Annotated in this window: 41 protein-coding genes and 1 pseudogene; 39 read left to right on the top strand and 3 right to left on the bottom strand. The window is 38.0% G+C overall.

The genetic code is table 11. The features are described from left to right. Positions 1 to 24: 24 nt before the first annotated feature. The 3 genes and pseudogenes from H3R25_RS09035 to H3R25_RS04460 form a co-directional block, all read right to left on the bottom strand. Positions 25 to 198, bottom strand: a pseudogene (locus tag H3R25_RS09035) (DUF3021 family protein); the annotation flags it as partial. Positions 199 to 213: 15 nt separating this feature from the next. Continuing rightward, complete coding sequence (locus H3R25_RS09030) at positions 214 to 546, bottom strand: hypothetical protein (protein WP_232354557.1); 333 nt, start codon at positions 544 to 546, stop codon at positions 214 to 216. 92 nt (positions 547 to 638) lie between these two features. Then, on the bottom strand, positions 639 to 1328 hold the full coding sequence (locus H3R25_RS04460) for an A24 family peptidase (RefSeq protein WP_187158443.1): 690 nt from the start codon (positions 1326 to 1328) through the stop codon (positions 639 to 641). 180 nt (positions 1329 to 1508) lie between these two features. Here H3R25_RS04460 and rpsL point away from each other — a divergent pair, with 180 nt between their 5' ends. The 39 genes from rpsL (at position 1509) to H3R25_RS04265 (ending at position 23618) form a co-directional block, all read left to right on the top strand. After that, positions 1509 to 1916: a 30S ribosomal protein S12 gene (rpsL, locus tag H3R25_RS04455; RefSeq protein ID WP_046307589.1), complete on the top strand. Its 408-nt coding sequence runs from the start codon at positions 1509 to 1511 to the stop codon at positions 1914 to 1916. 15 nt (positions 1917 to 1931) lie between these two features. After that, positions 1932 to 2402, top strand: a complete 471-nt coding sequence (rpsG, locus tag H3R25_RS04450) for a 30S ribosomal protein S7 (protein WP_046307588.1) — start codon at positions 1932 to 1934, stop codon at positions 2400 to 2402. 23 nt (positions 2403 to 2425) lie between these two features. Next, positions 2426 to 4528 carry an elongation factor G gene (gene fusA, locus H3R25_RS04445; protein ID WP_074425752.1) on the top strand — a complete coding sequence of 701 codons (2103 nt, stop codon included), beginning with the start codon at positions 2426 to 2428 and terminating at the stop codon, positions 4526 to 4528. 388 nt (positions 4529 to 4916) lie between these two features. Next, entirely contained in the window at positions 4917 to 5225 is a 309-nt protein-coding gene (rpsJ, locus tag H3R25_RS04440) for a 30S ribosomal protein S10 (RefSeq protein ID WP_046307586.1), read from the top strand. Between the two features lie 25 nt (positions 5226 to 5250). Then, positions 5251 to 5880 (top strand): 50S ribosomal protein L3, encoded by a 630-nt coding sequence (rplC, locus tag H3R25_RS04435; protein WP_198194414.1) that lies wholly within the window; start codon positions 5251 to 5253, stop codon positions 5878 to 5880. Between the two features lie 14 nt (positions 5881 to 5894). After that, positions 5895 to 6527 (top strand): 50S ribosomal protein L4, encoded by a 633-nt coding sequence (gene rplD, locus H3R25_RS04430; RefSeq protein WP_046307581.1) that lies wholly within the window; start codon positions 5895 to 5897, stop codon positions 6525 to 6527. Next, a complete protein-coding gene (gene rplW, locus H3R25_RS04425) occupies positions 6524 to 6829 on the top strand; it encodes a 50S ribosomal protein L23 (RefSeq protein ID WP_046307577.1) in 306 nt (101 codons plus the stop codon). Before rplD ends, rplW begins: the two co-directional genes overlap by 4 nt. 15 nt (positions 6830 to 6844) lie before the next feature. After that, positions 6845 to 7681, top strand: a complete 837-nt coding sequence (gene rplB / locus H3R25_RS04420; protein ID WP_122035762.1) for a 50S ribosomal protein L2 — start codon at positions 6845 to 6847, stop codon at positions 7679 to 7681. 18 nt (positions 7682 to 7699) lie between these two features. Beyond that, positions 7700 to 7981 (top strand): 30S ribosomal protein S19, encoded by a 282-nt coding sequence (gene rpsS, locus H3R25_RS04415; protein ID WP_046307575.1) that lies wholly within the window; start codon positions 7700 to 7702, stop codon positions 7979 to 7981. A gap of 19 nt (positions 7982 to 8000) precedes the next feature. Further along, positions 8001 to 8354 (top strand): 50S ribosomal protein L22, encoded by a 354-nt coding sequence (gene rplV / locus H3R25_RS04410; protein WP_046307574.1) that lies wholly within the window; start codon positions 8001 to 8003, stop codon positions 8352 to 8354. 13 nt (positions 8355 to 8367) lie between these two features. Then, on the top strand, positions 8368 to 9039 hold the full coding sequence (gene rpsC, locus H3R25_RS04405; RefSeq protein WP_046307570.1) for a 30S ribosomal protein S3: 672 nt from the start codon (positions 8368 to 8370) through the stop codon (positions 9037 to 9039). Next, positions 9039 to 9479 (top strand): 50S ribosomal protein L16, encoded by a 441-nt coding sequence (rplP, locus tag H3R25_RS04400; RefSeq protein WP_046307568.1) that lies wholly within the window; start codon positions 9039 to 9041, stop codon positions 9477 to 9479. Before rpsC ends, rplP begins: the two co-directional genes overlap by 1 nt. Beyond that, complete coding sequence (gene rpmC, locus H3R25_RS04395) at positions 9469 to 9666, top strand: 50S ribosomal protein L29 (protein WP_046307567.1); 198 nt, start codon at positions 9469 to 9471, stop codon at positions 9664 to 9666. Before rplP ends, rpmC begins: the two co-directional genes overlap by 11 nt. An 18-nt stretch (positions 9667 to 9684) precedes the next feature. Further along, entirely contained in the window at positions 9685 to 9951 is a 267-nt protein-coding gene (gene rpsQ / locus H3R25_RS04390) for a 30S ribosomal protein S17 (protein ID WP_046307565.1), read from the top strand. A gap of 32 nt (positions 9952 to 9983) precedes the next feature. Then, entirely contained in the window at positions 9984 to 10352 is a 369-nt protein-coding gene (gene rplN, locus H3R25_RS04385) for a 50S ribosomal protein L14 (RefSeq protein WP_034980437.1), read from the top strand. Between the two features lie 17 nt (positions 10353 to 10369). Further along, the gene (gene rplX / locus H3R25_RS04380) at positions 10370 to 10621 is read left to right on the top strand and encodes a 50S ribosomal protein L24 (RefSeq protein ID WP_046307564.1); all 252 of its coding nucleotides are present in this window, start codon (positions 10370 to 10372) and stop codon (positions 10619 to 10621) included. Between the two features lie 14 nt (positions 10622 to 10635). Next, the gene (rplE, locus tag H3R25_RS04375; RefSeq protein WP_046307563.1) at positions 10636 to 11178 is read left to right on the top strand and encodes a 50S ribosomal protein L5; all 543 of its coding nucleotides are present in this window, start codon (positions 10636 to 10638) and stop codon (positions 11176 to 11178) included. 12 nt (positions 11179 to 11190) lie between these two features. Further along, positions 11191 to 11376, top strand: coding sequence for a type Z 30S ribosomal protein S14 (locus tag H3R25_RS04370; RefSeq protein WP_046307561.1), 186 nt, complete (start codon positions 11191 to 11193; stop codon positions 11374 to 11376). A gap of 22 nt (positions 11377 to 11398) precedes the next feature. Then, positions 11399 to 11797, top strand: a complete 399-nt coding sequence (rpsH, locus tag H3R25_RS04365; RefSeq protein WP_046307559.1) for a 30S ribosomal protein S8 — start codon at positions 11399 to 11401, stop codon at positions 11795 to 11797. Between the two features lie 24 nt (positions 11798 to 11821). Next, the gene (rplF, locus tag H3R25_RS04360) at positions 11822 to 12352 is read left to right on the top strand and encodes a 50S ribosomal protein L6 (protein ID WP_046307557.1); all 531 of its coding nucleotides are present in this window, start codon (positions 11822 to 11824) and stop codon (positions 12350 to 12352) included. Between the two features lie 24 nt (positions 12353 to 12376). Beyond that, the gene (gene rplR, locus H3R25_RS04355) at positions 12377 to 12736 is read left to right on the top strand and encodes a 50S ribosomal protein L18 (protein ID WP_074425750.1); all 360 of its coding nucleotides are present in this window, start codon (positions 12377 to 12379) and stop codon (positions 12734 to 12736) included. 16 nt (positions 12737 to 12752) lie between these two features. Then, positions 12753 to 13259, top strand: a complete 507-nt coding sequence (gene rpsE / locus H3R25_RS04350; protein WP_046307555.1) for a 30S ribosomal protein S5 — start codon at positions 12753 to 12755, stop codon at positions 13257 to 13259. Between the two features lie 13 nt (positions 13260 to 13272). Beyond that, a complete protein-coding gene (gene rpmD / locus H3R25_RS04345; RefSeq protein WP_046307554.1) occupies positions 13273 to 13458 on the top strand; it encodes a 50S ribosomal protein L30 in 186 nt (61 codons plus the stop codon). Between the two features lie 23 nt (positions 13459 to 13481). Continuing rightward, positions 13482 to 13922, top strand: coding sequence for a 50S ribosomal protein L15 (rplO, locus tag H3R25_RS04340; RefSeq protein WP_046307553.1), 441 nt, complete (start codon positions 13482 to 13484; stop codon positions 13920 to 13922). Next, the gene (gene secY / locus H3R25_RS04335; RefSeq protein WP_046307552.1) at positions 13922 to 15217 is read left to right on the top strand and encodes a preprotein translocase subunit SecY; all 1296 of its coding nucleotides are present in this window, start codon (positions 13922 to 13924) and stop codon (positions 15215 to 15217) included. Before rplO ends, secY begins: the two co-directional genes overlap by 1 nt. Before the next feature lie 10 nt (positions 15218 to 15227). After that, positions 15228 to 15878: an adenylate kinase gene (locus H3R25_RS04330; RefSeq protein ID WP_074425749.1), complete on the top strand. Its 651-nt coding sequence runs from the start codon at positions 15228 to 15230 to the stop codon at positions 15876 to 15878. Between the two features lie 71 nt (positions 15879 to 15949). Then, positions 15950 to 16171 (top strand): translation initiation factor IF-1, encoded by a 222-nt coding sequence (gene infA / locus H3R25_RS04325; protein WP_046307550.1) that lies wholly within the window; start codon positions 15950 to 15952, stop codon positions 16169 to 16171. A 14-nt stretch (positions 16172 to 16185) separates the two neighbouring features. Further along, positions 16186 to 16302 carry a 50S ribosomal protein L36 gene (rpmJ, locus tag H3R25_RS04320; protein WP_046307548.1) on the top strand — a complete coding sequence of 39 codons (117 nt, stop codon included), beginning with the start codon at positions 16186 to 16188 and terminating at the stop codon, positions 16300 to 16302. Between the two features lie 23 nt (positions 16303 to 16325). After that, entirely contained in the window at positions 16326 to 16673 is a 348-nt protein-coding gene (gene rpsM / locus H3R25_RS04315) for a 30S ribosomal protein S13 (RefSeq protein WP_046307546.1), read from the top strand. 24 nt (positions 16674 to 16697) lie between these two features. Next, positions 16698 to 17081, top strand: a complete 384-nt coding sequence (rpsK, locus tag H3R25_RS04310; RefSeq protein ID WP_046307544.1) for a 30S ribosomal protein S11 — start codon at positions 16698 to 16700, stop codon at positions 17079 to 17081. 45 nt (positions 17082 to 17126) lie between these two features. Beyond that, positions 17127 to 18065, top strand: coding sequence for a DNA-directed RNA polymerase subunit alpha (locus tag H3R25_RS04305; RefSeq protein ID WP_046307542.1), 939 nt, complete (start codon positions 17127 to 17129; stop codon positions 18063 to 18065). A 26-nt stretch (positions 18066 to 18091) separates the two neighbouring features. Further along, the gene (gene rplQ, locus H3R25_RS04300) at positions 18092 to 18475 is read left to right on the top strand and encodes a 50S ribosomal protein L17 (RefSeq protein ID WP_122035758.1); all 384 of its coding nucleotides are present in this window, start codon (positions 18092 to 18094) and stop codon (positions 18473 to 18475) included. Positions 18476 to 18936: 461 nt separating this feature from the next. Then, positions 18937 to 19788 (top strand): energy-coupling factor ABC transporter ATP-binding protein, encoded by an 852-nt coding sequence (locus H3R25_RS04295; RefSeq protein ID WP_046307538.1) that lies wholly within the window; start codon positions 18937 to 18939, stop codon positions 19786 to 19788. Beyond that, a complete protein-coding gene (locus H3R25_RS04290; RefSeq protein ID WP_198194413.1) occupies positions 19764 to 20609 on the top strand; it encodes an energy-coupling factor transporter ATPase in 846 nt (281 codons plus the stop codon). Before H3R25_RS04295 ends, H3R25_RS04290 begins: the two co-directional genes overlap by 25 nt. Before the next feature lie 6 nt (positions 20610 to 20615). Continuing rightward, the gene (locus H3R25_RS04285) at positions 20616 to 21413 is read left to right on the top strand and encodes an energy-coupling factor transporter transmembrane protein EcfT (protein WP_122035754.1); all 798 of its coding nucleotides are present in this window, start codon (positions 20616 to 20618) and stop codon (positions 21411 to 21413) included. Next, positions 21413 to 22198: a tRNA pseudouridine(38-40) synthase TruA gene (gene truA, locus H3R25_RS04280; RefSeq protein WP_198194412.1), complete on the top strand. Its 786-nt coding sequence runs from the start codon at positions 21413 to 21415 to the stop codon at positions 22196 to 22198. The genes H3R25_RS04285 and truA overlap by 1 nt, the downstream gene beginning before the upstream one ends. 106 nt (positions 22199 to 22304) lie before the next feature. Beyond that, positions 22305 to 22748 (top strand): 50S ribosomal protein L13, encoded by a 444-nt coding sequence (gene rplM / locus H3R25_RS04275; RefSeq protein ID WP_103752399.1) that lies wholly within the window; start codon positions 22305 to 22307, stop codon positions 22746 to 22748. A 13-nt stretch (positions 22749 to 22761) separates the two neighbouring features. Then, complete coding sequence (gene rpsI, locus H3R25_RS04270) at positions 22762 to 23157, top strand: 30S ribosomal protein S9 (RefSeq protein ID WP_074425745.1); 396 nt, start codon at positions 22762 to 22764, stop codon at positions 23155 to 23157. A gap of 113 nt (positions 23158 to 23270) precedes the next feature. Then, positions 23271 to 23618: a DUF6176 family protein gene (locus H3R25_RS04265; RefSeq protein WP_198194411.1), complete on the top strand. Its 348-nt coding sequence runs from the start codon at positions 23271 to 23273 to the stop codon at positions 23616 to 23618. Positions 23619 to 24079 lie beyond the last annotated feature (461 nt).

The following is a 24079-nucleotide window of genomic DNA, read 5'->3' as shown; positions in this document are numbered from 1 at the left end:
CAGTTTTTTGTTTGCTCGAAATTATTACTTTAAAATTTTACCAAATAGAATATACGATATTGTCCATAAAATAATGCCAACAATCAGAAAGAAGCCAAATATTTTTACTAAGTCTAATATTGATTTAGTCGAAAACCAGCCACTGAATACTAAACAAGGATATACGGTAACCAGCATGATTAGAAAATGAACGACAGATTGTCTTGCTAATGTTCAACTTTTGACATCATAAATAACAGAGGTTGCTGCAACTGCAGTTATTATCAGTCCCGTAATAAATGTCGAGTTGACGCTATAATCATCGATATGTTGTAATTTCATAATTATAAAAGGTATGGCGCCACGTATTGCTGCAGATAAAATATAGTGCATTGTTTTTCCTTGATAAACTTTGAATTTTCTTATATAAAAGATTTTATCATAGGTTAAAATGAAAAATAAAATAGGTGATAAAACTGGCTCATACTTCACTGGATTAATATGATTTAGAATATTATGGTTAAATGGCAATCTTTGATTTAAAAAAACATGAAGAGGGATTGCCAATTTATATTACTTCCAATTACTCAGACTCAGAGAAATTATCAATGTATGTAGTAGCACCTTTAAGCCTTTGGAGACATGTCTTAGAAGTCATTTTATTTGTACAAAAGTTGAGTGATTACACCAATATAAATAAATGGAATAAACGCAACAGAAGCTTTTCTATCTAGCTCATCACTTTTAAAGAGAATAATTAAAATAATTGATGCGACTAAAAAAGCTAAATTCGCAAATTGAGGACTAAAGTATAGGGCTAGAATTAAATAAACAAGTAGATCCCCGAAACCCAATTTATTTTTGAAGATTTCATAGACAAAAAGAGCAAAAATAGGAAAAAAGTGAATGAGATCAACAGAACTGATTTTTTTGAAATTTACTAGTAAGTGTATAGTTGTAATAATGAAAGCCGGAACAATGAATGCAACATCAAACTCTTTACTTTGATAGTCGCTAATAGCTGCAAGTAGTAGGCTAAATAGTACAAGTGCAGTATTCATGCCACTAATACTACTGAAATCAATTTTACAAAAGGCAAAGCCACCCAAAAATTCTATTAAGAAATATTCACAGGGGATGTGCACTTTGCAATAGCGGCAGCGACCTTTGAGCATTAAATAAGAAACTAAGGGGATTTCATCAAGTAAGCTCAGTTGTTGTTTGCAATTAGTACATTTGGAACGAGTAAAAATAAAATCCTCTTTGCCTGCTCTTTCAGCAATTACACATGCGTGGGAAGCCAAACAAGTCCCAATCAAAAAATTAGTCAATTGATAAAGTAAATTCATTTTTCCACCTCACATATTTAAATACGCAGAAAACTAAATTTTGCTTTTTCAAAAAAGAAAATTGCATTTTGTTGAAAAGGTAGTACAATAGTCTTTGTGTATTTTGGAGATAACTCAGGTCTAAAAAAGAAACTCCTGGGTGTGTGAACAAGATAATCAAATTTTAGGAGGAAAAAGTTTATGCCAACCATAAACCAATTGGTAAGAAAAGGCCGTCACACTAAGACGACTAAATCAAAGTCACCAGCTTTAAGCTATGGCTACAACAGTATGAAGAAGGAATTAGTAAACAACCCTGCACCACAAATGCGTGGAGTTGCAACTCGTGTTGGTACTATGACACCAAAGAAGCCAAACTCAGCTTTACGTAAGTATGCTCGTGTTCGTCTTTCTAACTTAATCGAAGTTACTGCCTACATCCCAGGTGAAGGCCACAACTTGCAAGAACACTCGGTTGTTTTAATCCGTGGTGGACGTGTAAAGGACCTTCCTGGTGTACGTTACCATATTATTCGTGGTGCCCTTGATACTGCTGGTGTTGATGGCAGAAAACAAAGCCGTTCTAAATACGGTGCTAAGAAAGACTAAAGGAGGAGTTAAATAATGCCTAGAAAAGGACATATAGCTAAAAGAGATGTTTTGGCAGATCCAGTATACAACTCAAAGCTTGTTACTAAATTAATCAACCACTTAATGCTTGATGGTAAGAGAGCTAAGGCATCTTCAATCCTTTACGATGCTTTTGACATTATCAAAGATAAGACCGGTAAAGAACCACTTGAAGTATTTGAAGAAGCAATGAACAACATTATGCCAGTTTTGGAAGTTAAAGCTCGCCGTATCGGTGGTTCTAACTACCAAGTCCCAGTTGAAGTTCGTCCTGAAAGAAGAACAACTTTGGGCTTAAGATGGCTTGTTTCATACGCACGTTTACGTAATGAACACACAATGGATGAACGTCTAGCTAATGAAATCATTGATGCTTCAAACAACACTGGTTCAGCTGTTAAGAAACGTGAAGATGTACACCGTATGGCTGAAGCTAACCGTGCATTTGCACACTATCGTTTCTAATTTTATAAGGAGAGAATGAATTTATGGCTAATAAACGTGAGTTTCCATTAGAAAAAACACGTAATATTGGTATCATGGCCCACATTGATGCGGGTAAGACTACCACTACTGAGCGTATTCTTTATTACACTGGTAAGATTCATAAAATTGGTGAGACCCACGAAGGTGACTCACAAATGGACTGGATGGAAGAAGAAAAAGAACGTGGTATCACTATTACGTCTGCTGCTACTACAGCTCAATGGAATGACTACAGAATTAACATCATTGATACCCCAGGACACGTTGACTTCACTATCGAAGTTGAACGTTCCCTACGTGTTCTTGATGGTGCCGTAACTGTTCTTGATGGTCAAGCAGGTGTAGAACCACAAACCGAAAACGTTTGGCGTCAAGCTGAAACTTACGGTGTTCCTCGTATTGTTTTTGTTAACAAGATGGATAAAATTGGTGCAGATTTTGATAAGTCTGTTACTTCTTTACATGAACGTCTAAATGCTAACGCAATCGCTGTTCAAATGCCTATCGGTTCTGCTGATACTTTTGAAGGTGTCATCGACTTAATCAACATGGTTGCTGATGTTTATGATGAAGACAAACTTGGTTCTAAGTGGGACACTATTCCAGTTCCTGATGAATACAAGGAAGAAGCAGAAAGACGTCGTAACGAGTTAATTGAACAAGTTGCTGACGTTGACGATGCAGTTATGGAGAAGTACCTTAACGGTGAAGAAATTTCCGTTGATGAAATAAAGGCTGCTCTTCGTAAAGCAACTTTGGAATTAAAGGCTTTCCCTGTCTTTGCAGGTTCAGCATTTAAGAACAAGGGTGTTCAAATGATGCTTGATGGTGTTGTTGATTACTTACCATCACCATTAGACGTTAAGCCTTATATTGCTCATGATCCTAAGACTGATGAAGAAGTTCAATTGATTGCTGGTGACGATAAGCCATTCTCAGCTTTAGCATTCAAGATTGCTACTGACCCATTTGTTGGTCGTTTAACTTACATTCGTGTTTACACTGGTTCACTTGAATCAGGTTCATACGTTTTAAACGCATCAAAGAACAGTCGTGAACGTGTTGGTCGTCTATTGCAAATGCACGCTAACTCAAGAAGTGAAATTTCTGAAGTCTTCTCAGGTGATATCGCTGGTGCTATCGGTTTGAAGAACACTACTACTGGTGACTCTTTAACTGACCCAGATCATCCATTGATTTTGGAAAGTTTGGAAGTTCCAGACCCAGTTATCCAAGTGTCAATCGAACCTGAATCAAAGGCTGACCGTGATAAACTTGATGTTGCTTTACAAAAGTTAACTGAAGAAGACCCAACATTCAGAGCTGAAACTAACGCTGAAACTGGTCAAACCTTGATTTCAGGAATGGGTGAATTACACCTACAAATCATGGTTGAACGTATGAAGCGTGAATTCCACGTTGAAGCTAAGATTGGTGAACCACAAGTTGCCTACCGTGAAACCTTCACTAAAGAAGCTAAAGCACAAGGTAAGTTTGTTCGTCAATCAGGTGGTAAGGGTCAATACGGTGACGTTTGGATTGAATTTACTCCAAATGAAAGAGGTAAAGGCTACGAATTTGAAGATGCCATCGTCGGTGGTGTTGTTCCTCGTGAATTTATCCCATCAGTTGATGCTGGTTTGCAAGAATCAATGAAGAACGGTATCCTTGCAGGTTACCCACTGATCGATGTTAAGGCTAAGCTTTACGATGGTAGTTACCACGAAGTCGATTCATCAGAAGCTGCCTTCAAGGTTGCTGCATCTCTTGCTTTAAGAAATGCTGCTCCTAAGGCTGGTGCTGTAATTCTTGAACCAATTATGAAGGTACAAGTTATTACTCCTGAAGAATACTTGGGTGATGTAATGGGTTCAGTTACTGCTCGTCGTGGTACAATGGACAACATGGTAGACCGTGCTGGTGCCAAGGTATTGAATGCAATGGTTCCACTTGCTGAAATGTTTGGTTACGCAACTACTTTACGTTCATCAACTCAAGGTCGTGGTACATTTACTATGGTATTTGATCACTATGCTGCAACTCCTAAGTCAATTCAAGAAGAAATTATTAAGAGTCGTGGCGGTAACAACAATAACGCTGAATAATTTTAACTAAACAATTTGTTTAATCGAGCTATTGGTAAATCCAATAGCTCTTTTTTTGTTTAAAAATAAGCAATTTTCTTGCTATATCGAGTTATAGATAGTAACTTAGGCGCTGTTGAAAAATTTCAATTTTAATTTTTGAAAAAAGTATATTAATTAATTGGTCAAAATCGAGAAAAATATCCTAAAACCCTTGATATCTAGCCATAAAATCAGTATACTAGTCTTTGTGCGCTTAGGGCACACTATGCTCTAATGCACATATTTGTTGTAAAGCGTTGATGCAAAAGGTTGCGGCACACCAGGCTGCATTGCCACAGAGGCGGTGCCGGGAATTTTTGCGGAGGCTAGTCATCTTTTAAAAAGAAGACGTTGAGGAGGTAATTCAATGGCAAGTCAATCAATTCGAATTAGACTTAAGTCTTACGAACATGGTATTCTCGATGAATCGGCTGCTAAAATTGTAGAAACAGCTAAGAGAACTGGTGCTGAGATCTCAGGTCCAGTTCCACTACCAACAGAAAGGGTTTTGTTTACTGTTCTTCGTTCACCACACAAGAACAAGGACTCACGTGAACAATTTGAAATGCGTACGCACAAGCGTTTAATCGATATTTTAAGTCCTACACCTAAAACTGTTGATTCTTTAATGAAGCTTGATCTACCAAGCGGCGTTGACATCGAAATCAAATTATAATTTTTAAAAAGAAAGAGGTGTAATCATGACCAAAGGAATCTTAGGAAGAAAAGTCGGTATGACTCAAGTCTTCACCAAAGATGGCATCCTTGTTCCTGTAACTGTTGTCGAAGCAACTCCTAACGTTGTTATGCAAGTTAAGACTGTTGAATCAGACGGTTACGAAGCAATTCAATTGGGATACCAAGACAAGCGTGAAGTTTTGAGCAACAAACCAGAAAAAGGTCATGCTGAAAAAGCAAAGACTTCGCCTAAGCGCTTCATACGTGAAATCCGCGGAGTTGAGCTTAAGGACTACGAAGTCGGCTCAGAAATTACTGTGGACACATTTAAGGAAGGTGACGTCGTAGACGTTACTGGTACTACAAGAGGTCATGGATACCAAGGTAACATTAAGCGTTGGGGCCAATCACGTGGACCTGAAACTCACGGTTCAAGATACCACAGAGTTCCTGGTTCAATGGGTTCCATCATTAACCGTGTACCAAAGGGCAAGCGTTTGCCAGGTCACATGGGTATGAAGAAAGTTACCATTGAAAACTTAGTAATTGAAAAAGTTGTAGCAGACAAGAATGTTTTGCTTATTAAAGGTAACGTTCCAGGTGCTAAGAACTCATTAATTACTGTTAGATCTGCTGTTAAGAATAGTAAATAGGAAGGAGGACTAGAATGGCTAATTTAAAAGTTATCGATCAAAAAGGTAAAGATGCCGGTGAAGTTACTTTAAAAGATGAAGTATTTGGTATCGAACCAAACGAAAGCGTAGTTTTTGACGCAATCATCAGACAAAGAGCTGGCAAGCGTCAAGGTACCTCAAAAGTTAAGAACAGATCTGCTGTTCGCGGTGGTGGTAAAAAACCATGGAAGCAAAAAGGTACTGGTCGTGCTCGTCAAGGTTCTATCCGTTCACCACAATGGCGTGGCGGTGGTGTAGTCTTCGGACCAACTCCACGTTCTTACGCATATTCAATGCCAAGAAAGCAACGTCGTTTGGCTATCAAGTCAGTTCTTTCCCAAAAGTTGATTGATAAGAATTTGATCGTTTTAGACCAGTTGACAATGTCTGCTCCTAAGACTAAAGAATTCAAGTCAATGTTAGACAGCTTAAATATTGAAGGTAAAGTACTTGTTGTTTCAGAAGACAAGAATGTACAACTTTCAGCTAGAAACTTACCAAAGGTTAAGGTTGTTCCTATCAACGGTTTAAACGTTGAAGACGTTGTCAACTATGACAAATTGATCTTGACTAAGGATGCTATTGAGAAGATTGAAGAGAATGTTGAGGGGGCTTCGAGAAAATGAGTGCACATGATATCATTTTAAGACCTATCATTACTGAAAAGTCAACGAACTTAATGGATGATAAGAAGTACACTTTCAACGTGCTTTTAACTGCAACCAAGACTCAAGTTCGTAATGCTGTCGAAGAAATCTTTGATGTCAAAGTTAAGAAAGTTAATATCATGAATGTTCGTGGTAAAGACAAGCGAGTTGGTCGTTACACTGGTAAAACTGCTCGTACGCGTAAAGCAATTGTCACATTAACTGATGATTCAAACGACATTAAGATTTTCAAAGACGAAAATCAAGAAGAAAATAAGTAATAGGAGGTCAGTCAATTGGCTATTAAAATTTATAAGCCAACCACAAATGGTCGCCGTAATATGACTTCTTCCGACTTTGCTGAGATTACTAAGACTACGCCAGAACGTACCTTACTTGAATCTCAATCACATACTGCAGGTCGTAACTCATATGGTCGTATTACAAGTAGACACCGTGGTGGTGGTCATAAACAAAAGTACCGTATCATCGATTTTAAGCGTAACAAGGACAATGCAAAGGCTGTTGTTAAGTCTATTGAATATGATCCAAACAGAAGTGCTAACATTGCGCTTTTACACTACACTGATGGTATCAAAGCTTACATTTTAGCTCCTAAAGGCTTAAAAGTTGGCGATGTTGTTGAATCTGGTCCAAATTCAGATATTAAACCAGGTAACGCTTTACCATTAGCAAACATTCCAACTGGTACTTCAATTCACAACATTGAATTAAGACCTGGCAAAGGTGGACAATTCGTAAGAAGTGCCGGCACCAGTGCTCAAGTTTTAGGTAATGACGGTAAGTACACTTTAGTTAGATTACAAAGTGGCGAAGTTCGTAAGATTTTGTCAGCTTGTCGTGCAACTATTGGTGTTGTTGGTAATGAACAACACTCATTGATTCAATTAGGTAAGGCTGGCCGTAGTCGCTGGTTAGGCAGACGTCCACAATCTCGTGGTTCTGTAATGAACCCTAACGATCACCCACATGGTGGTGGTGAAGGTAAGGCTCCAGTTGGTCGTCCACAACCTATGACTCCTTGGGGTAAGAAAGCTCGCGGTATTAAGACTAGAGATAGTAAGAAAGCTAGCGAGAAGTTAATTATTCGTCACCGTAAGGGTAGCAAGTAACAGAAGGAGGGTTAATTAATGAGCCGTAGTATTAAAAAAGGGCCTTTTGCTGATGCATCATTGCTGAAGAAAGTCGATGCACAAGCAGACACAGAGAAAAAACAGGTTATTAAAACCTGGTCGCGTCGTTCAACTATTTTCCCTTCCTTCGTTGGTTTGACTATAGCTGTTTACGATGGTAGAAAACATGTTCCAGTTTATATTACTGAAGACATGGTTGGTCACAAGTTAGGTGAATTTGTTCCAACGAGAACTTTCCATGGACACAAGACATCTGACGACAAGGCCACTGGAAAATAGAGGAAGGAGAAACACTTAAATGGCAGAACAAATTAGTTCAGCTAGGGCTGAAGCAAGAACTGTTCGTATTGCTCCAAGAAAAGCACGTTTGGTCGTTGATTTGATTCGCGGCAAAGATGTTGCTGAAGCATTGGCAATCTTGGAATTTACGCCTAGAGCTGCTTCCCCAATCGTTGAAAAAGTTTTACGTTCAGCAATTGCTAACGCAGAACATAACTACGATCTTGAAAGTGCTAACCTTTACGTATCAGAAGCATACGTAAATGAGGGTGCTACTTTAAAGAGATTTAGACCACGTGCCAAGGGTATGGCTTCTCCAATTAACAAGAGAACTAGTCATGTAGTTGTTGTAGTTTCAGAAAAGAACGATTAAGGGAGGTATATTAATGGGTCAGAAAATTAACCCAAATGGTTTTCGTCTCGGCGTAATTCGTGACTGGGAATCTAAATGGTATGCTGACAGAGGATATAAAGAAACCTTAAATGAAGACTTGAAGATCAGAAACTTCATCTCAAAGAAATTAAAGGATGCCTCTGTTTCTACTATTGAAATTGAACGTGCAGCAAATAGAATCAACGTATCAATTAATACCTCAAAGCCTGGTATGGTAATTGGTAAAGGTGGTTCTGAAGTTGAAGCTTTAAGAAAACAATTAAATGCATTAACTAAGAAGCAAGTTCACGTTAATATTGTTGAAATTAAGAAGCCAGATCTTGATGCTAAGTTAGTTGCTGACAGTATTGCAGCTCAACTTGAAGCTCGTGTTGCTTTCAGACGTGCTATGCGCCAAGCAACTCAAAGATCTATGCGTGCTGGTGCCAAAGGAATCAGAGTTCAAACTTCTGGTCGTTTAAACGGTGCTGACATGGCAAGAAGAGAATGGCACACTGAAGGTCGTGTTCCATTACAAACTTTAAGAGCTGACATTGATTACGCTTGGGTAAATGCCTTCACTACATACGGTGAAATTGGTGTTCAAGTATGGATCAACCGCGGAGAAGTTTTACCTTCAAAGAGTAAAAATCCTGCAAAAGCTGTGAAGGGAGGAAACAAATAATGCCTCTAGTACCTAAAAGAGTAAAGCACCGTCGTGAATTCCGTGGAAAGATGCGTGGTGCTGCTAAGGGTGGTAAGACCATCGCTTTCGGCGAATACGGTTTACAAGCTCTTGAATCTCACTGGATTACTAATCAACAAATCGAAGCTGCCCGTGTTGCGATGACTCGTTACATGAAGCGTGGTGGTAAAGTTTGGATTAGAATTTTCCCTCAAAAGTCATACACTGCCAAAGGTGTTGGTGTCCGGATGGGTTCCGGTAAAGGTGCACCAGCTGGTTGGGTAGCTGTAGTTAAGAGAGAAAAGATTATGTTTGAAATTGGCGGAGTTAGTGAAGAAGTTGCTCGTGAAGCTTTAAGACTTGCTTCAACAAAATTGCCAATTAAATGTAAGTTTGTGAAAAGAAGTTCGGAAGTAGGTGGCAATTCTAATGAAGGCTAAGGATATCAGAGCACTAACCACTGATCAGATGTTGGACAAGGAAAAGCAATATAAAGAAGAACTCTTCAACTTGCGTTTCCAACAAGCAACGGGTCAATTAGAAAATACCGCTCGTCTACGCAAAGTCCGTAAAAACATCGCTAGAATTAAAACAATTCTAAGTGAAGATGCATTGAAGAAAGATTAGTGGAAGGGAGTTATTAACTTGAGCGAAACAATCGAAAGAAATCGTCGTCACGTATATCAAGGTCGAGTAGTTTCAGATAAGAATGACAAGACTATCACAGTTGTTGTTGATACTTACAAGAATCACCCTGTTTACAAGAAGCGTATCAAGTACTCCAAGAAGTACTACGCACAAGACGAAAAAAATGAAGCTAAAGTTGGCGATACTGTTCGTATCATGGAAACCCGTCCATTATCTCGTACAAAGCGCTTCCGTTTAGTAAAAATTGTCAAGAAATCTGTATAGTTTTGCGGATTTAGTGAGGGGAGGATTAAATAGTGATTCAAAATGAATCCCGTTTGAAGGTTGCTGATAACTCTGGTGCCAGAGAACTATTAGTTATTAGAGTCTTAGGTGGATCAAGACGTAAGACCGGTAACATTGGTGATATCGTAGTAGCAACTGTTAAACAAGCAACACCAGGTGGCGTTGTCAAAAAAGGTGACGTTGTCAAAGCTGTCATTGTTAGAACAAAATCAGGCGCACGCCGTGAAGATGGTTCATACATCAAATTTGATGAAAATGCCGGCGTTGTAATTAATGCAGATAAGAGCCCACGCGGTACTCGTATCTTTGGGCCTGTTGCACGTGAGTTGCGTGAGCACGACTTTATGAAAATCGTCTCTCTTGCTCCTGAAGTCTTATAATTAAGTGAGGTGCACTGATGTTTGTTAAAACTGGTGACAAAGTAAAAGTTATTGCCGGAAAAGACAAAGGCAAAGAAGGTACTGTTCTTTCTGTTAACGTTAAGAAAAACCGTGTGGTTGTTAAAGGCGTTAATACAATTAAGAAACACCAAAAACCTTCTCAAACCAATGCTAATGGTGGTGTAGTTGAATCTGAAGGTTCAATCCACGCATCAAACGTTAAGGTTATTGCTAAGTCTGAAAGCAAAAAAGAAGAAACTAAGAAATAGGAAGGAGGACACAAATGGCAAATTATTTAGCAGAAGAATATAAAGAAAAAATTGTTCCTGCATTGCAAGAAAAGTTTGAATACAGCTCAGTTATGCAAGTACCTAAAATCGAAAAGATCGTTTTGAACATGGGTGTTGGTGACGCTGTTACTAATGCAAAGAACTTGGATGAAGCTGTCGAAGAATTAGCTTTAATCTCAGGTCAAAAGCCTTTAGTAACTAAGGCTAAGAAGTCAATCGCTAACTTCCGTTTACGTGAAGGTATGTCTATCGGTGCTAAGGTTACCCTTAGAGGAGATAGAATGTATGACTTCTTGTACAAGTTAATTAGTGTTTCACTTCCTCGTGTTCGTGACTTCCGCGGTGTTTCAAGCCGTTCATTCGATGGTCGTGGTAACTACACTTTAGGTATTAAGGAACAACTTATCTTCCCTGAAATTGACTTTGATAAAGTTAATCGTACAAGAGGTTTAGATGTTGTTATCGTTACTACTGCCAACACTGATGAAGAAGCTCGTGAGCTTTTAAGTCAATTTGGTATGCCGTTTGCAAAATAATGGAGGACACTAATGGCTAAAACATCACAAAAAATTAGAAATCATCGTCCTGCTAAGTTTTCTTCACGTGAATACACTCGTTGCGAGAGATGTGGTCGTCCACACTCCGTATATCGTAAATTTGGTTTATGCCGTATTTGCTTGAAGGATTTAGCACACAAAGGTCAAATCCCAGGTCTTAAAAAGGCTAGTTGGTAATACGGTTAGGAGGATAGCATAAATGGTCATGACAGATCCGATCGCAGATTACTTGACTAGAATTAGAAATGCCAACATGGCAAAGCATAGTTCAGTTGAAATTCCTGCATCAAACATTAAAAAATCTATTTCAGAAATTTTGAAACGCGAAGGCTTCATCCGTGATTACGAAGTTACTGATGACAACAAGCAAGGCATGATTAAGATTTTCTTGAAATATGGTCCAGACGGAGAACGTGTCATTTCAGGCTTAAAGCGTATTTCTAAGCCAGGTCTTAGAAACTACGTAAGTGCTGAAAACTTACCTAAAGTTCTTAACGGTTTAGGTATCGCCATCGTTTCAACTTCTGCCGGTGTAATTACCGATAAAGAAGCTAGACAAAAAGACGTTGGTGGCGAAGTTGTTGCTTACGTTTGGTAATTTTGACAGAAAGGAGAACAATCAATGAGCCGTATCGGTTTAAAAACAATTGAAGTCCCAGATAGTGTCACAGTTACCAAAGATGGTGACAACATCACCGTTAAGGGACCTAAGGGTGAATTAACTAGATACTTTGATCCAAAGATTACTTTCAAGCAAGAAGATGGCAAGATCAACTTTTCACGTTCAAGTGAAAGTGATAAGGCACTTCATGGTACTGAAAGAGCTAACTTAGCTTCAATGGTTGAAGGTGTAGTTAATGGTTATAAGAAGACTTTGAAGTTAATCGGTGTTGGTTACCGTGCAACTGCACAAGGCAACAAGTTAACTTTAAATGTTGGTTACTCACACCCAGTAGAAATGACTGCACCAGAAGGTGTTTCCGTAAAAGCTACTTCAGCAACTGAAATTGAAGTAGAAGGAATTTCAAAGCAAAATGTTGGACAATTTGCTGCTGAAATTCGCGATGTACGTCCACCAGAGCCTTACAAGGGTAAAGGTATTCGTTACACTGACGAATACGTACGTCGTAAGGAAGGTAAGACAGGTAAATAGTAAATAAATTTTTGAGGTGAAATTGTGATTTCAAAACCAGATAAAAACAAGTTACGCTTAAAGCGTCACAAACGTATTCGTGGCAAAATTTCTGGTACTGCTGAGCGCCCACGCTTAAGCGTTTTTCGTTCAAATAAAAACATCTACGCTCAATTAATTGATGACGTAGCGGGTGTAACGCTAGCAAGTGCCTCATCTTTAGATGATTCTGTTGCAAAGGATTCAGCTAAAGTAGAACAGGCTCAAGCTGTTGGTAAGGCAATTGCCGAAGCAGCTAAAGCTAAAAACATTTCAAATGTTGTGTTCGATAGAAGTGGTTACTTATACCACGGCCGTATTTCAGCTTTGGCAGATGCCGCTCGTGAAAACGGATTAGATTTCTAGGGAAGGAGATAAATACATGGCAAACCGCAACGATTCTCGTAATAATCGCAGAAATAAAGACGACATCGAAGATCAGTTAGTAGCAATTAATCGTGTCACCAAGGTTGTCAAGGGTGGTCAACGAATGAGATTTGCTGCCTTGGTAATCGTTGGCGACAAAAAAGGTCGTGTAGGCTTTGGTACTGGTAAAGCTCAAGAAGTTCCAGAAGCAATCCGTAAGGCCGTTGAAGCTGGTAAAAAGAACATGATTACTGTTCCTAAGGTTGGTACTACCATTCCTCATGAGGTAATTGGACACTATGGTTCAGGTAGTATTTTAATTAAACCTGCCCCAGCTGGTTCCGGAGTTGCTGCCGGTGGTGCCGTTCGTATCGTTATGGATATGGCTGGTATCGCAGATGTTACTTCTAAGTCACTCGGTTCAAACACTCCAATTAATGTTGTTCGTGCAACTATTGATGGTTTGAAGAAGCTTAGAACTAGTGAAGATGTTGAAAAGCTTCGTCACGCAGATTTAGATTAGGGAGACAATATAAATGACTGAATTAAAAGTTACTTTAATTAGAAGTGCTGCGCACCGTCTACCTAATCAACAAAAAATTGTTAAAGCTTTGGGCTTAGGTAGAATCAATAGTACAGCTACTCTACCAGACAACGCTGCTACTCGTGGTGCACTGATGAAAATTGCACACTTGATCTCAGTTGAAGAGATCAACAAATAAATTATTGAGGAGGTGCCGAATTAATGAAGCTTCATGAATTACATGCTGCTGAGGGTTCACGCAATACTAGAAAACGTGTTGGACGTGGTACTTCAAGTGGTTACGGTAAGACTTCAGGCCGTGGACAAAAGGGACAATTAGCCCGTCAAGGTGGACACACTCGTTTAGGTTTTGAAGGTGGACAAATGCCATTATTCAGAACTATGCCTAAGCGTGGTTTTAAGAATGTTAACCGTAAAGAATATGCAATTATTAATTTAGACGACTTAAACAAGTTTAAAGACAATGACGAAGTAACTATCGCAAGTCTTAAAGAAAACGGTTTGGTAAAGAAAGAATTATCAGGCGTTAAATTACTTGCCAATGGTGAGTTGAAAGTTAAGTTAAACGTAAAGGTTAACAAAGTTTCCGCCGCTGCCAAGAAAGCAGTTGAAGCTGCAGGCGGATCTGTTGAGGTGATCTAATGTTTTCGACTTTGAAGAACGCCTTTAAGGATAAAGAAATTAGAAATAAGATTTATTTTACCCTCTTTATTCTTTTGCTTTATCGCATTGGAGCTAACATTACTGTTCCAGGTGTCAATGCAAAAGCGATTACTCAAGTTGCACAAACTGGTTTGGTCCCAATGCTGGACACTGTGTCCGGTGGTGGACTAGATAACTACTCAATCTTTTCACTGGGTGTTTCCCCGTATATCACTGCACAAATTGTTATTCAATTATTGCAAATGGATATAGTTCCTACATTAGTAGAATGGGGAAAGCAAGGTGAAGTAGGTCGTCGTAAGACAAACAATGTGACAAGATGGCTTGCATTGGTTGTTGCTTTCATTCAGAGTATCGGAATCACGCTTGGTTTCAACGCTTTGACTGAGATGGGATTAGTCAAATCACAGACTTGGCAATCCTATGTTGAGATTGCAATTGTGATGACTGCCGGAACAATGTTACTAACCTGGTTAGGTGATGAAATCACTGATAAAGGTTTAGGAAACGGAGTTTCAGTTATCATTTTTGCTGGTATTATTGCTCGACTTCCGCGCGGCCTATGGCAGCTTTATAAAGATGAAGTTATTAACAATAGTGCGAGTGACCGTTGGCAAGGAATTGTGTTCTTCATTGCGATTATCATTGCAATACTCATCGTAACTCAAATTGTTACTTGGGTTGAACAGGCAGATCGCCGAATTCCAATCCAATACACTAGACGAGCAACTACCAGTGGCTCAGAAAGTTTCTTACCATTAAAAGTTAATGTTTCAGGTGTTATTCCAGTAATTTTCGCTAGTTCGTTTATCGTAACACCAGCGACAATTTTAATGGCCTTTCAAAGAACCCAAGGCGATCAACAATGGTACAAGGTAATGACTACAATCTTTAGTCTGCAAACTACGCCTGGTGTAGTAATTTACACAGTGTTGATTGTACTGTTTACTTTCTTTTATGCTTTTGTTCAGGTTAATCCTGAGAAGCTTGCTAAGAACTTGCAAAAACAAGGTGCATACATTCCTAGTGTATGGCCGGGCAAGGATACTCAAAAATACGTTTCAAAGGTGTTGATTAGATTATCAACAGTTGGTTCAGTATTTTTAGGTTTGGTAGCATTGCTACCACAACTTGCAACTAATTTGTGGGGCTTACCAAGTTCAATCGGACTAGGTGGAACTAGTTTATTGATCGTAATTGGGGTTGTCTTGGAGTTATCTCGTCAAATTAACGGCTTGTTAATGAAGAGAGAATATGTAGGATTCATCAGATAGGAACGAATAAATGATTAATTTATTTCTTTTAGGTTTGCCAGGTGCTGGTAAAGGAACAGTATCAGAGCAAATTGTTGATAAATATCATCTAACTCATATTTCAACTGGGGATATGTTTAGAGAAGCAATGGCTAATGAGACCAAGGTTGGTCTTGAAGCTAAGAGTTATATTGACAAAGGTGATTTGGTACCGGATGAGGTTACAGCTAGATTAGTTGAAGAACGTTTGGGCCAACCTGATATTAAGGAAGGTTACATTCTAGATGGTTTTCCAAGAACTATAGTTCAAGCAGAACTTTTAGAAGAAATCACTAAAAAGCTAAATAAGCCTTTGACTAATGTTATCTCACTTGAAGTTAAAGAAGATACTTTAGTAAATCGTTTGTCAGCACGCTTCATGTGTAAAAAATGTGGTGCAACATATAATAAGATTACAAAGATGCCTAAAGTTGAGGGTACATGTGATCGTTGTGGTAGCCACGAATTTTACCAACGTGAAGATGACAAGCCAGAAGTAGTAAAGAATCGTTTACAAGTTAACGAAAAGATGAATACACCTTTAAAAGACTATTATCAAAAGAATGGAATTCTCAGCGTCGTTGACGGTGAGCAAACTCCAGAAAAAGTCTTTGAAAGTGTTGATGCGGTTTTAAGTAAATAGTAATAATTTGTATATTTACTTTTCCGTGTTATAATTTCAAAGTATGACTGTTTAAATGCGGAGGAACCACTTTGGCAAAAGATGATGTCATTGAAGTAAAGGGTAAAGTTATTGATACTTTACCTAATGCTATGTTTAAAGTTGAATTGGAAAATGGAGCTGAAATTTTAGCACATGTTTCTGGTAAAATCAGAATGCACTATATTCGTATTTTGCCTGGAGACCGTGTTACTGTTGAACTTTCTCCTTACGACTTAACAAAAGGTAGAATTACTTATCGGTATATAAAATAATAACGGAGGGAAACATGAAGGTTAGACCATCTGTTAAACCAATGTGTGAACATTGTAAGATTATTAAAAGACATGGTCGTGTAATGGTTATTTGCCCTGCAAACCCAAAGCACAAGCAGCGTCAAGGTTAAAAACAAAATAGGAGGTGCAATTTATGGCACGTATTGCTGGTGTTGACTTACCAAGAGATAAAAGAATCGTTGTTGCATTAACATATATTTACGGTATTGGTGAACCAACAGCTCAGAAAATTTGTGCGGATGCTGGTGTTTCTGAAGACATACGTTCAAAAGATTTGACTCCAGATGACCAAGAAAAGCTTCGCGCAGAAGTTGATAAATACCGTGTTGAAGGTGACTTACGTAGAGAAGTCAGCATGAATATCAAACGGTTAATTGATATTGGTTCTTACCGTGGTATGCGTCACCGCCGTGGACTTCCAGTTCGTGGACAAAATACCAAGAATAATGCCCGTACACGTAAGGGCAGTAAGAAGAGATAAATAAAATTATAAGGAGGTTTATTGATGCCTAAAACAGCACGTAAACGTCGTGTAAAGAAGCACGTTGAAAAAGGCGTTGCTCACATTCACTCTACGTTTAATAATACTTTAGTCATGATTACTGACGCTCAAGGCAATGCAATTGCCTGGTCTTCAGCTGGTGCATTGGGCTTTAAAGGTAGCCGTAAATCTACACCATTTGCTGCTCAAATGGCAGCAGAAGCTGCAGCTAAGAGTGCAATGGACCAAGGAATGAAACATGTAGAAGTTTCCGTTAAAGGTCCTGGTGCTGGACGTGAATCTGCTATCAGATCACTTCAAGCTACTGGTTTAGAAATCACTGCAATTCGTGATGTTACACCAGTTCCCCACAATGGTTCTAGACCACCAAAACGTCGTCGTGTTTAATTTTGTTCTTAATGAAGGACGTTGCGTTTTGAAAGGGGCCTAGTAATGATTGAATTTGAAAAACCAAATATTACCGTTGTGGACCAAGAGAAGTCTTATGGTAAATTTGTCATTGAACCACTAGAACGAGGCTTCGGTACTACTCTAGGTAACTCATTGCGTAGAGTTTTACTTACATCTATTCCAGGTACTGGACTTGTTTATGTTCAAATTGATGATGTTTTACACGAATTCTCAACCGTTCCAGGTGTTAGAGAAGACGTTGCTAAAATAATCTTGAACCTAAAGAAGCTTCAATTGAAATCATTTTCTGATGAGCAAAAGACAATTGAAGTAGACGTTGAAGGTCCGGCTACTGTTACTGCAGATGACTTAAAAGTCGACTCAGATGTGCAGGTTCTTAACCCAGAGCAATATATTTGTACTATTGCTGAAGGTGGACACTTACACATGCAAATTGCAGTTAAAAATGGCCGTGGTTACGTTGCAGCAAGTGAAAATAAGAGTGAAGATATGCCAATTGGTGTTATTCCAGTTGATTCTCTCTTTTCACCAATTGAAAAAGTTAATTATCAAGTTGAATCAACTCGTGTTGGTAAAAGAGATGATTTTGACAAGCTCACTTTAGAGATTTGGACTGATGGTTCAATCAAACCTAATGACGCCCTTAGTTTTGCTGCTAAAATTTTGGTAGCACACTTTAAAGTGTTTGAAACTGCTGATGCAAATACCCAATTCAATGACGTGATGGTTGAAAAAGAGGACGACACTGCAGAGAAGAAGCTTGAAATGACAATTGAAGAGCTTGATTTGTCTGTTCGTTCATACAACTGCCTGAAGCGTGCTGGTATTAATACTCTGCAAGAACTGACTGATAAGACAGAAGCAGATATGATGCGTGTACGTAATTTGGGACGCAAGTCATTAGAAGAAGTTAAAAACAAATTAACTGATTTGGGACTTTCACTTCGTCAAGAAGATTAACCTAACAAATAAAAGGAGGTAAACTGATGGCATACCGTAAATTAGGTCGCGATAGTGCACAAAGAAAAGCAATGCTTAGAGAAATGACCACTCAATTGATCATGAACGAACGTATTGTTACTACTGAAACACGTGCTAAGGAAGTTCGCAAAACTGCCGAAAAGATGATTACTTTAGGCAAGCGTGGTGACTTAGCTGCAAGAAGAAGAGCTGCTCGTTACGTACGTAATGAAGTTGCTGATATTCAAGAAGAAAAAGATGCAGTTGTTGTAAAATCAGCATTGCAAAAGCTTTTCAGCGATATTGCACCTCGTTATAAAGACCGTAATGGTGGTTACACCAGAATTATGAAGTTGGCTAAACCTCGTAGAGGCGATGCAGCTCCAATGGTTATTCTAGAATTAGTTTAATTTAGATAACCAACTTAATAGCTATTAAGAATTACCCGTGAGAGTGAGAATAAGCGTTAAGATGATGACGAAAGTTTAGTCTAGCTTAGATAAGTAAATTATCCCTCCTCATGGGTGATTTTTTTTGCTCTTTTTTATTCTGCTGAGTCAGCTTGCTTAAGCTATCAGCAGGATTTTTATTTTTAAAAATCATCTTTTTGAATGTCTAGTTTTCACCTTAGCCGTAAGTTATTATAATAGATACAGTAATAGAAAATTTAACTCTTAAAGATAGAATTACAAAGTAAAAAGTTTACCAATAACGTTATGCGGTGTGAAACAGGTGAACTGATAATCATCTAGCGAAATATGTGATTAATAGTCTTAAAGAGAAAAATAAAAAAGTGTAAGAAAGCATGATCATCGAAGAATTTTAGTTATTTTTTGGTACAATTAAATCATACTGTGAGAAAGGTGAAATCATGACAACAGATAATATTATAAAAATCAAAAATATCAGCTTCACGTATCCTGAGTCTGATTCGCCTGCTATTGATCAACTTAGCTTTGAGATTCCGAGAGGATCTTGGACATCAATTATCGGTCATAACGGAAGTGGTAAATCGACAATCGTCCGTTTAATAAATGGCTTATTAGTTCCGAATGAAAATGAAGACTCATTTATCGAAGTTGATGGAACAAAACTAACTGATGATTCTGTCTGGGACATTAGAAATAAAGTTGGGGTAGTTTTTCAGAATCCCGATAATCAATTTGTAGGGGCAACAGTTGCTGATGATGTAGCCTTTGGATTGGAAAATCGAGGCGTACCCCGGTCGGAAATGGTAAAGCTTGTTCCAGAAGCAATTAAAGCTGTGGGAATGACGGATTATACACATACTGAGCCAGCTAACTTATCAGGCGGTCAAAAGCAGCGGGTAGCAATTGCCGGTATTATTGCAATTAGGCCAAAAGTAATTATTTTGGATGAGGCAACTTCAATGCTTGATCCTGAAGGCAGAGATCGGATTTTAAAGACAGTTCATCAGATGCAGGATGATTACAATTTAACGGTTATTGCAATTACACATGATATCGATGAAGCAAGCTTGGCAGATAATGTGATTGTCATGGACGACGGTCATTTAATTACCCAGGGCACTCCTAAAGATGTATTCGCACAAGCCAAGTTGTTAAAAGAAATTGGTTTAGATATTCCTTTTTATATGCAAGTAAAACAGGCATTACTCGAGGATGAATTTCCAATACCAGAACAAGTTAATTCAGAAAAAGAGTTGATTAAGTACTTATGTCAATTAAATTCGAAAAAGTAGGATATACATATTCACCAGGCTCACCACTAGAGAAAAAAGGACTTGATGATATTAGCTTCGAGTTAAAGGAGGGCTCCTTTACTGCAATTATAGGGCATACTGGAAGTGGTAAGTCCACGCTGATGCAACATTTTAATGCGTTGCTTAAGCCTACCGAAGGACAAATAGAAATTGCAGGAACAACGATAACACCTGAAACTTCCAACAAGAACCTAAAACAACTTCGTAAACATGTTAGTTTAGTATTCCAATTTCCAGAGTCGCAGTTGTTTGAAAATACTGTACTTGATGATATAGCATTTGGACCAAAAAATTTTGGTTTTAGTGAAGAGGAAGCTAAAGAAAGTGCACGTTCGTGGCTAAATAAGGTTGGTTTACCTGATGAAATTGGTGAACGCTCTCCCTTTGAACTTTCCGGCGGACAGATGCGTCGTGTAGCAATTGCAGGTGTAATGGCCTATGAACCAGATATTTTATGCCTTGATGAACCCGCAGCTGGTCTTGATCCACGTGCACGTAAGCAGATGATGAATTTGTTTTCTGAATATCAAAAAGCTGGTCATACTATTATTTTGGTTACACATAATATGGATGATGTAGCTAATTATGCTGAGGACGTTCTTGTCTTGGAGCATGGTAAGCTATTGATGCATGATTGCCCTGACCAAGTATTTAAAAACCGTGCGTGGCTTGAAGAACATCATTTAGAAGAACCCAAGGCTTCACTTTTCGCTGCACAGTTAGAAAATTTCACTTTTGCTAAGCCACCGTTAACAAAACACGATTTGGTAAAAGAAATAGAAAAGAATTTAAAGGGGTGAGTGTGCGTGAGTAAAATTTTAATTGGGCGCTATATTTCTGGTAACTCGCTGGTTTATAAAATGGATCCACGCGGTAAATTACTAGCCACTATCTTTTTTATTCTGATTGTTTTTATGGCGAATAACCCTCTTTCTTATTTAATTGTTACAGTATTTAGCTTAGTTGCTGTTGCTGCTACTAAGTTAAAGCCAAAGATTTTTTGGGATGGTGTCAAACCGTTAATATGGTTGATACTATTTACTTCCTTTTTGCAGCTCTTTTTTACTGTGGGAGGAAAAGTATATTGGCGATGGACAATATTTGCAGTTTCAAGCTATGGTATTGAGAATGCGATATTCATTTTTATTCGCTTTACGGTAATTATTTTAATTTCGACCGTTATGACGGTTACAACTATGCCACTTGAAATTGCTGATGCAATTGAATGGATCTTGACACCGTTGAAGCTAATAAAGGTTCCTGTTGATAAAATTGCGTTGGTTATGTCGATTGCGTTGCGTTTTGTTCCAACATTATTTGATGAAACATTTAAAATCATGAATGCGCAGAGATCGCGGGGAGCGGATTTTAATAATGGTGGATTAATTACCAGGGCTAAAGCTGTAACACCGCTTTTAGTACCATTGTTCATTAGTTCGCTTGAAACTGCGATTGATCTGTCGACGGCAATGGAGTCGCGTGGTTATCGCGGAGACGAAGGTAGAACCAAGTTTCGCGTTTTAAAGTGGTCAAAATATGACTTAGTGAATTTGGGCTATTTTGCTATTTTAATTGTACTGTTATTAGTTTTTAGGACACATTAATGACTACTAGATATAAGATGACTTTGGCCTATGACGGTCACTTGTTTCATGGCTTTCAATCTCAACCCAATCAGAGAACGGTGCAAGGAACAATTGAAGCAGCTTTGAAAAAAATGACGAAGGGACAAGATGTTCCAATTGAAGGCTCAGGCAGAACAGATTCTGGGGTTCATGCATTAGGACAGGTTATTCATTTCGATTATCCGGGAACAAGAATTCCGCCAGAAAGAATGATTCGGGCTCTTAATTCAATTATGCCTCTCGATATTGTTTTTAAAGAATGTGAAATAGTTGATGAAAGTTTTCATGTTCGCTATAGTGCAAAAGGTAAATGGTATCGTTATCACGTTAGCTTAGATCGCTTTGTTGATCCATTCAAACGTTTTTATACAGGACATTATCCGTATCCAGTTAATTTGGAAAAGATGCAGCAAGCTGCGACTGACCTAATTGGTACTCATGATTTTACTAGTTTCGCTGCAAGTGGTGGACAAATAAAGAATAAAGTACGGACAATGTATTATGTTAATATTCAAAAAGATGAGCAAGAAAACGAAATTGTTTTTGATTTTATTTGCTCCGGCTTTTTGTACAATATGGTGCGAATTCTTGTTGCAACTTTATTAGAGATTGGCAATGGGAAAAGACCGGTGGATGATCTTCCTAGAGTAATTGAGGCAAAAGATCGGGAACAGGTCAGAGAAACTGCACAAGCAAATGGTCTATTTTTATACCATGTTTTTTATGAAGATATCCCCAAAAAATATCGACTGGACAAGGATTAATATTGACAAACTGCTCAAATAGACGTATTCTATTTAAGTATGTTTGTCCACGATAGGCCCCGGAATCTTATTGTTTTCAAACAACGTATTAACGGAGGAAATTAAATTGCGTACTACACAATTAGCAAAACCTAATGAAATTGAACGTAAGTGGTATGTTATTGACGCAACAGACGTATCTTTAGGTCGTCTGTCTACTGCAGTAGCAACTATTTTAAGAGGTAAAAACAAGCCTCAATATACACCAAATGTTGACACTGGTGACAACGTTATTATTATTAACGCTGCTAAGCTTAAGTTAACTGGTAAAAAGGCTACTGACAAGATTTACTACCACCACTCTTCTTACCGTGGCGGCTTAAAAGCTACCCCAGCAGGTGACTTACTTGCCAACAACCCAGTTAGATTAGTTGAATTGTCAGTTAAGGGAATGCTTCCAAAGAACACTCTTGGTCATCAAGAATTCATGAAGATGCATGTTTATGCTGGTGAAGACCACAAGCATGAAGCACAAAAGCCTGAAAAATTAGACATTAACAAATTAATCTAGGAGGTTAAATTAAATGGCACAACAAGTTGCATATGCAGGTACTGGCCGTCGCAAGAATTCAGTTGCGCGTGTACGTTTAGTACCAGGCAGTGGTAAAATTACTGTTAACAACAAAGACATTGATGAATACATTCCATTCCCTAACTTAGTTAAGGACTTGAAGCAACCATTGACTTTGACAGAAACTGACAACCAATATGACGTTAAAGTTAACGTAAATGGTGGTGGATTCTCAGGTCAAGCTGGTGCAATCCGTTTAGGTATTGCTCGCGCTCTTCTTGAAGTAGACCCAGATTTTCGTGGTCCATTAAAGAAGGCAGGTTTCTTAACTCGTGATCCAAGAATGGTTGAACGTAAGAAACCAGGTCTTAAGAAAGCTCGTAAAGCTTCACAATTCAGTAAGCGTTAATTTTATTTCATATTTATTAACGTTTTGCCGTAAGATTGCAGAGCTTAAAATAAAAAAAGCACTTACTGTAGTTTAGTAAGTGCTTTTTTGTTGTAATTTTTTGGAGATAGATAATGGTACAAATAGAATTAACTCGCTTTAGAATTAAAAAAGGTAAAGAACAAAGGGCTGAAGAGTGGATGAAATTCCTAAATGATCATCATGCTGATACAGTTGCAACGATGGCTGGTGAGAAAATGTATGTTGAAACTGTTTTTAAAGAAGAAAATGCCGATGGCTATATGTACTTTTACTGGTACTCAATTCAAGGTGAAAATGGTAATGCAGTTGAAGACTCGGAGAGCTATATTGATAAAAAGCACCTAGAGTATTGGGAAGAGTGCATTGATAGTACGTACCGCCCTGTTGATATGACCTTGATGCAAAGTTTGCTTGCACCTAAAATTGAAGAAAATATGTAGTAATGCATAGATAAATATTCAAAGCTGGAACCAATTATAGTTCCGGCTTTTTTCTTTTCTCAAGTTTTGAAAAATAAGTATACGGGTAGAATATACATGAATTCTATGTGTCATTAATAAAAAAATATAATTGGATTATAGATGAGCAAAATTACATTTAACTGTTATTTATGAAAAGTCGGTTCACATATAGATATCAAAGAAAGAAGTGACAGTTCCTACTGTAATACTATGTTATTTTATTTTTCCAGCTTGTTATTTAGCTTATAAATGCTATGTTGACGCAAAAGTTACCATAATATATAATCATAAAACGTGATAATTAAATAAATAATTCTATGATATGTGTTATTTAATTTGGTATAGTTGTTACTATACCTACTGCTTGTAAGACATTTTATAGAAATTTTCATTTAATAGTATGGTCATTATTTTTTTGAAATATAAAAATATGGAGAAGT

The organism is Lactobacillus sp. M0390, from assembly GCF_016102085.1.
Lineage (GTDB): Bacteria > Bacillota > Bacilli > Lactobacillales > Lactobacillaceae > Lactobacillus > Lactobacillus apis.
This window is presented reverse-complemented; position numbering and strand designations above follow the sequence as displayed.

Bases quoted from the DNA above. Each gene is read 5' to 3' on its own strand.
- rpsL (WP_046307589.1), top strand. From the start codon at position 1,509: ATGCCAACCATAAACCAATTGGTAAGAAAAGGCCGTCACACTAAGACG.
- rplQ (WP_122035758.1), top strand. From the start codon at position 18,092: ATGGCATACCGTAAATTAGGTCGCGATAGTGCACAAAGAAAAGCAATG.
- rplC (WP_198194414.1), top strand. From the start codon at position 5,251: ATGACCAAAGGAATCTTAGGAAGAAAAGTCGGTATGACTCAAGTCTTC.
- rpmC (WP_046307567.1), top strand. From the start codon at position 9,469: ATGAAGGCTAAGGATATCAGAGCACTAACCACTGATCAGATGTTGGAC.
- rpmJ (WP_046307548.1), top strand. From the start codon at position 16,186: ATGAAGGTTAGACCATCTGTTAAACCAATGTGTGAACATTGTAAGATT.
- H3R25_RS04295 (WP_046307538.1), top strand. From the start codon at position 18,937: ATGACAACAGATAATATTATAAAAATCAAAAATATCAGCTTCACGTAT.
- rpsK (WP_046307544.1), top strand. From the start codon at position 16,698: ATGCCTAAAACAGCACGTAAACGTCGTGTAAAGAAGCACGTTGAAAAA.
- rplD (WP_046307581.1), top strand. From the start codon at position 5,895: ATGGCTAATTTAAAAGTTATCGATCAAAAAGGTAAAGATGCCGGTGAA.
- rpmD (WP_046307554.1), top strand. From the start codon at position 13,273: ATGACTGAATTAAAAGTTACTTTAATTAGAAGTGCTGCGCACCGTCTA.
- H3R25_RS04370 (WP_046307561.1), top strand. From the start codon at position 11,191: ATGGCTAAAACATCACAAAAAATTAGAAATCATCGTCCTGCTAAGTTT.
- H3R25_RS04330 (WP_074425749.1), top strand. From the start codon at position 15,228: ATGATTAATTTATTTCTTTTAGGTTTGCCAGGTGCTGGTAAAGGAACA.
- rplX (WP_046307564.1), top strand. From the start codon at position 10,370: ATGTTTGTTAAAACTGGTGACAAAGTAAAAGTTATTGCCGGAAAAGAC.
- H3R25_RS04460 (WP_187158443.1), bottom strand. From the start codon at position 1,328: ATGAATTTACTTTATCAATTGACTAATTTTTTGATTGGGACTTGTTTG.
- rpsI (WP_074425745.1), top strand. From the start codon at position 22,762: ATGGCACAACAAGTTGCATATGCAGGTACTGGCCGTCGCAAGAATTCA.
- rplP (WP_046307568.1), top strand. From the start codon at position 9,039: ATGCCTCTAGTACCTAAAAGAGTAAAGCACCGTCGTGAATTCCGTGGA.
- rpsS (WP_046307575.1), top strand. From the start codon at position 7,700: ATGAGCCGTAGTATTAAAAAAGGGCCTTTTGCTGATGCATCATTGCTG.
- rplO (WP_046307553.1), top strand. From the start codon at position 13,482: ATGAAGCTTCATGAATTACATGCTGCTGAGGGTTCACGCAATACTAGA.
- H3R25_RS04265 (WP_198194411.1), top strand. From the start codon at position 23,271: ATGGTACAAATAGAATTAACTCGCTTTAGAATTAAAAAAGGTAAAGAA.
- rpsH (WP_046307559.1), top strand. From the start codon at position 11,399: ATGGTCATGACAGATCCGATCGCAGATTACTTGACTAGAATTAGAAAT.
- rplE (WP_046307563.1), top strand. From the start codon at position 10,636: ATGGCAAATTATTTAGCAGAAGAATATAAAGAAAAAATTGTTCCTGCA.
- H3R25_RS04290 (WP_198194413.1), top strand. From the start codon at position 19,764: ATGTCAATTAAATTCGAAAAAGTAGGATATACATATTCACCAGGCTCA.
- rpsC (WP_046307570.1), top strand. From the start codon at position 8,368: ATGGGTCAGAAAATTAACCCAAATGGTTTTCGTCTCGGCGTAATTCGT.
- rpsG (WP_046307588.1), top strand. From the start codon at position 1,932: ATGCCTAGAAAAGGACATATAGCTAAAAGAGATGTTTTGGCAGATCCA.
- secY (WP_046307552.1), top strand. From the start codon at position 13,922: ATGTTTTCGACTTTGAAGAACGCCTTTAAGGATAAAGAAATTAGAAAT.
- rplW (WP_046307577.1), top strand. From the start codon at position 6,524: ATGAGTGCACATGATATCATTTTAAGACCTATCATTACTGAAAAGTCA.
- rplV (WP_046307574.1), top strand. From the start codon at position 8,001: ATGGCAGAACAAATTAGTTCAGCTAGGGCTGAAGCAAGAACTGTTCGT.
- rplF (WP_046307557.1), top strand. From the start codon at position 11,822: ATGAGCCGTATCGGTTTAAAAACAATTGAAGTCCCAGATAGTGTCACA.
- H3R25_RS04305 (WP_046307542.1), top strand. From the start codon at position 17,127: ATGATTGAATTTGAAAAACCAAATATTACCGTTGTGGACCAAGAGAAG.
- rpsM (WP_046307546.1), top strand. From the start codon at position 16,326: ATGGCACGTATTGCTGGTGTTGACTTACCAAGAGATAAAAGAATCGTT.
- rpsJ (WP_046307586.1), top strand. From the start codon at position 4,917: ATGGCAAGTCAATCAATTCGAATTAGACTTAAGTCTTACGAACATGGT.
- truA (WP_198194412.1), top strand. From the start codon at position 21,413: ATGACTACTAGATATAAGATGACTTTGGCCTATGACGGTCACTTGTTT.
- fusA (WP_074425752.1), top strand. From the start codon at position 2,426: ATGGCTAATAAACGTGAGTTTCCATTAGAAAAAACACGTAATATTGGT.
- rpsE (WP_046307555.1), top strand. From the start codon at position 12,753: ATGGCAAACCGCAACGATTCTCGTAATAATCGCAGAAATAAAGACGAC.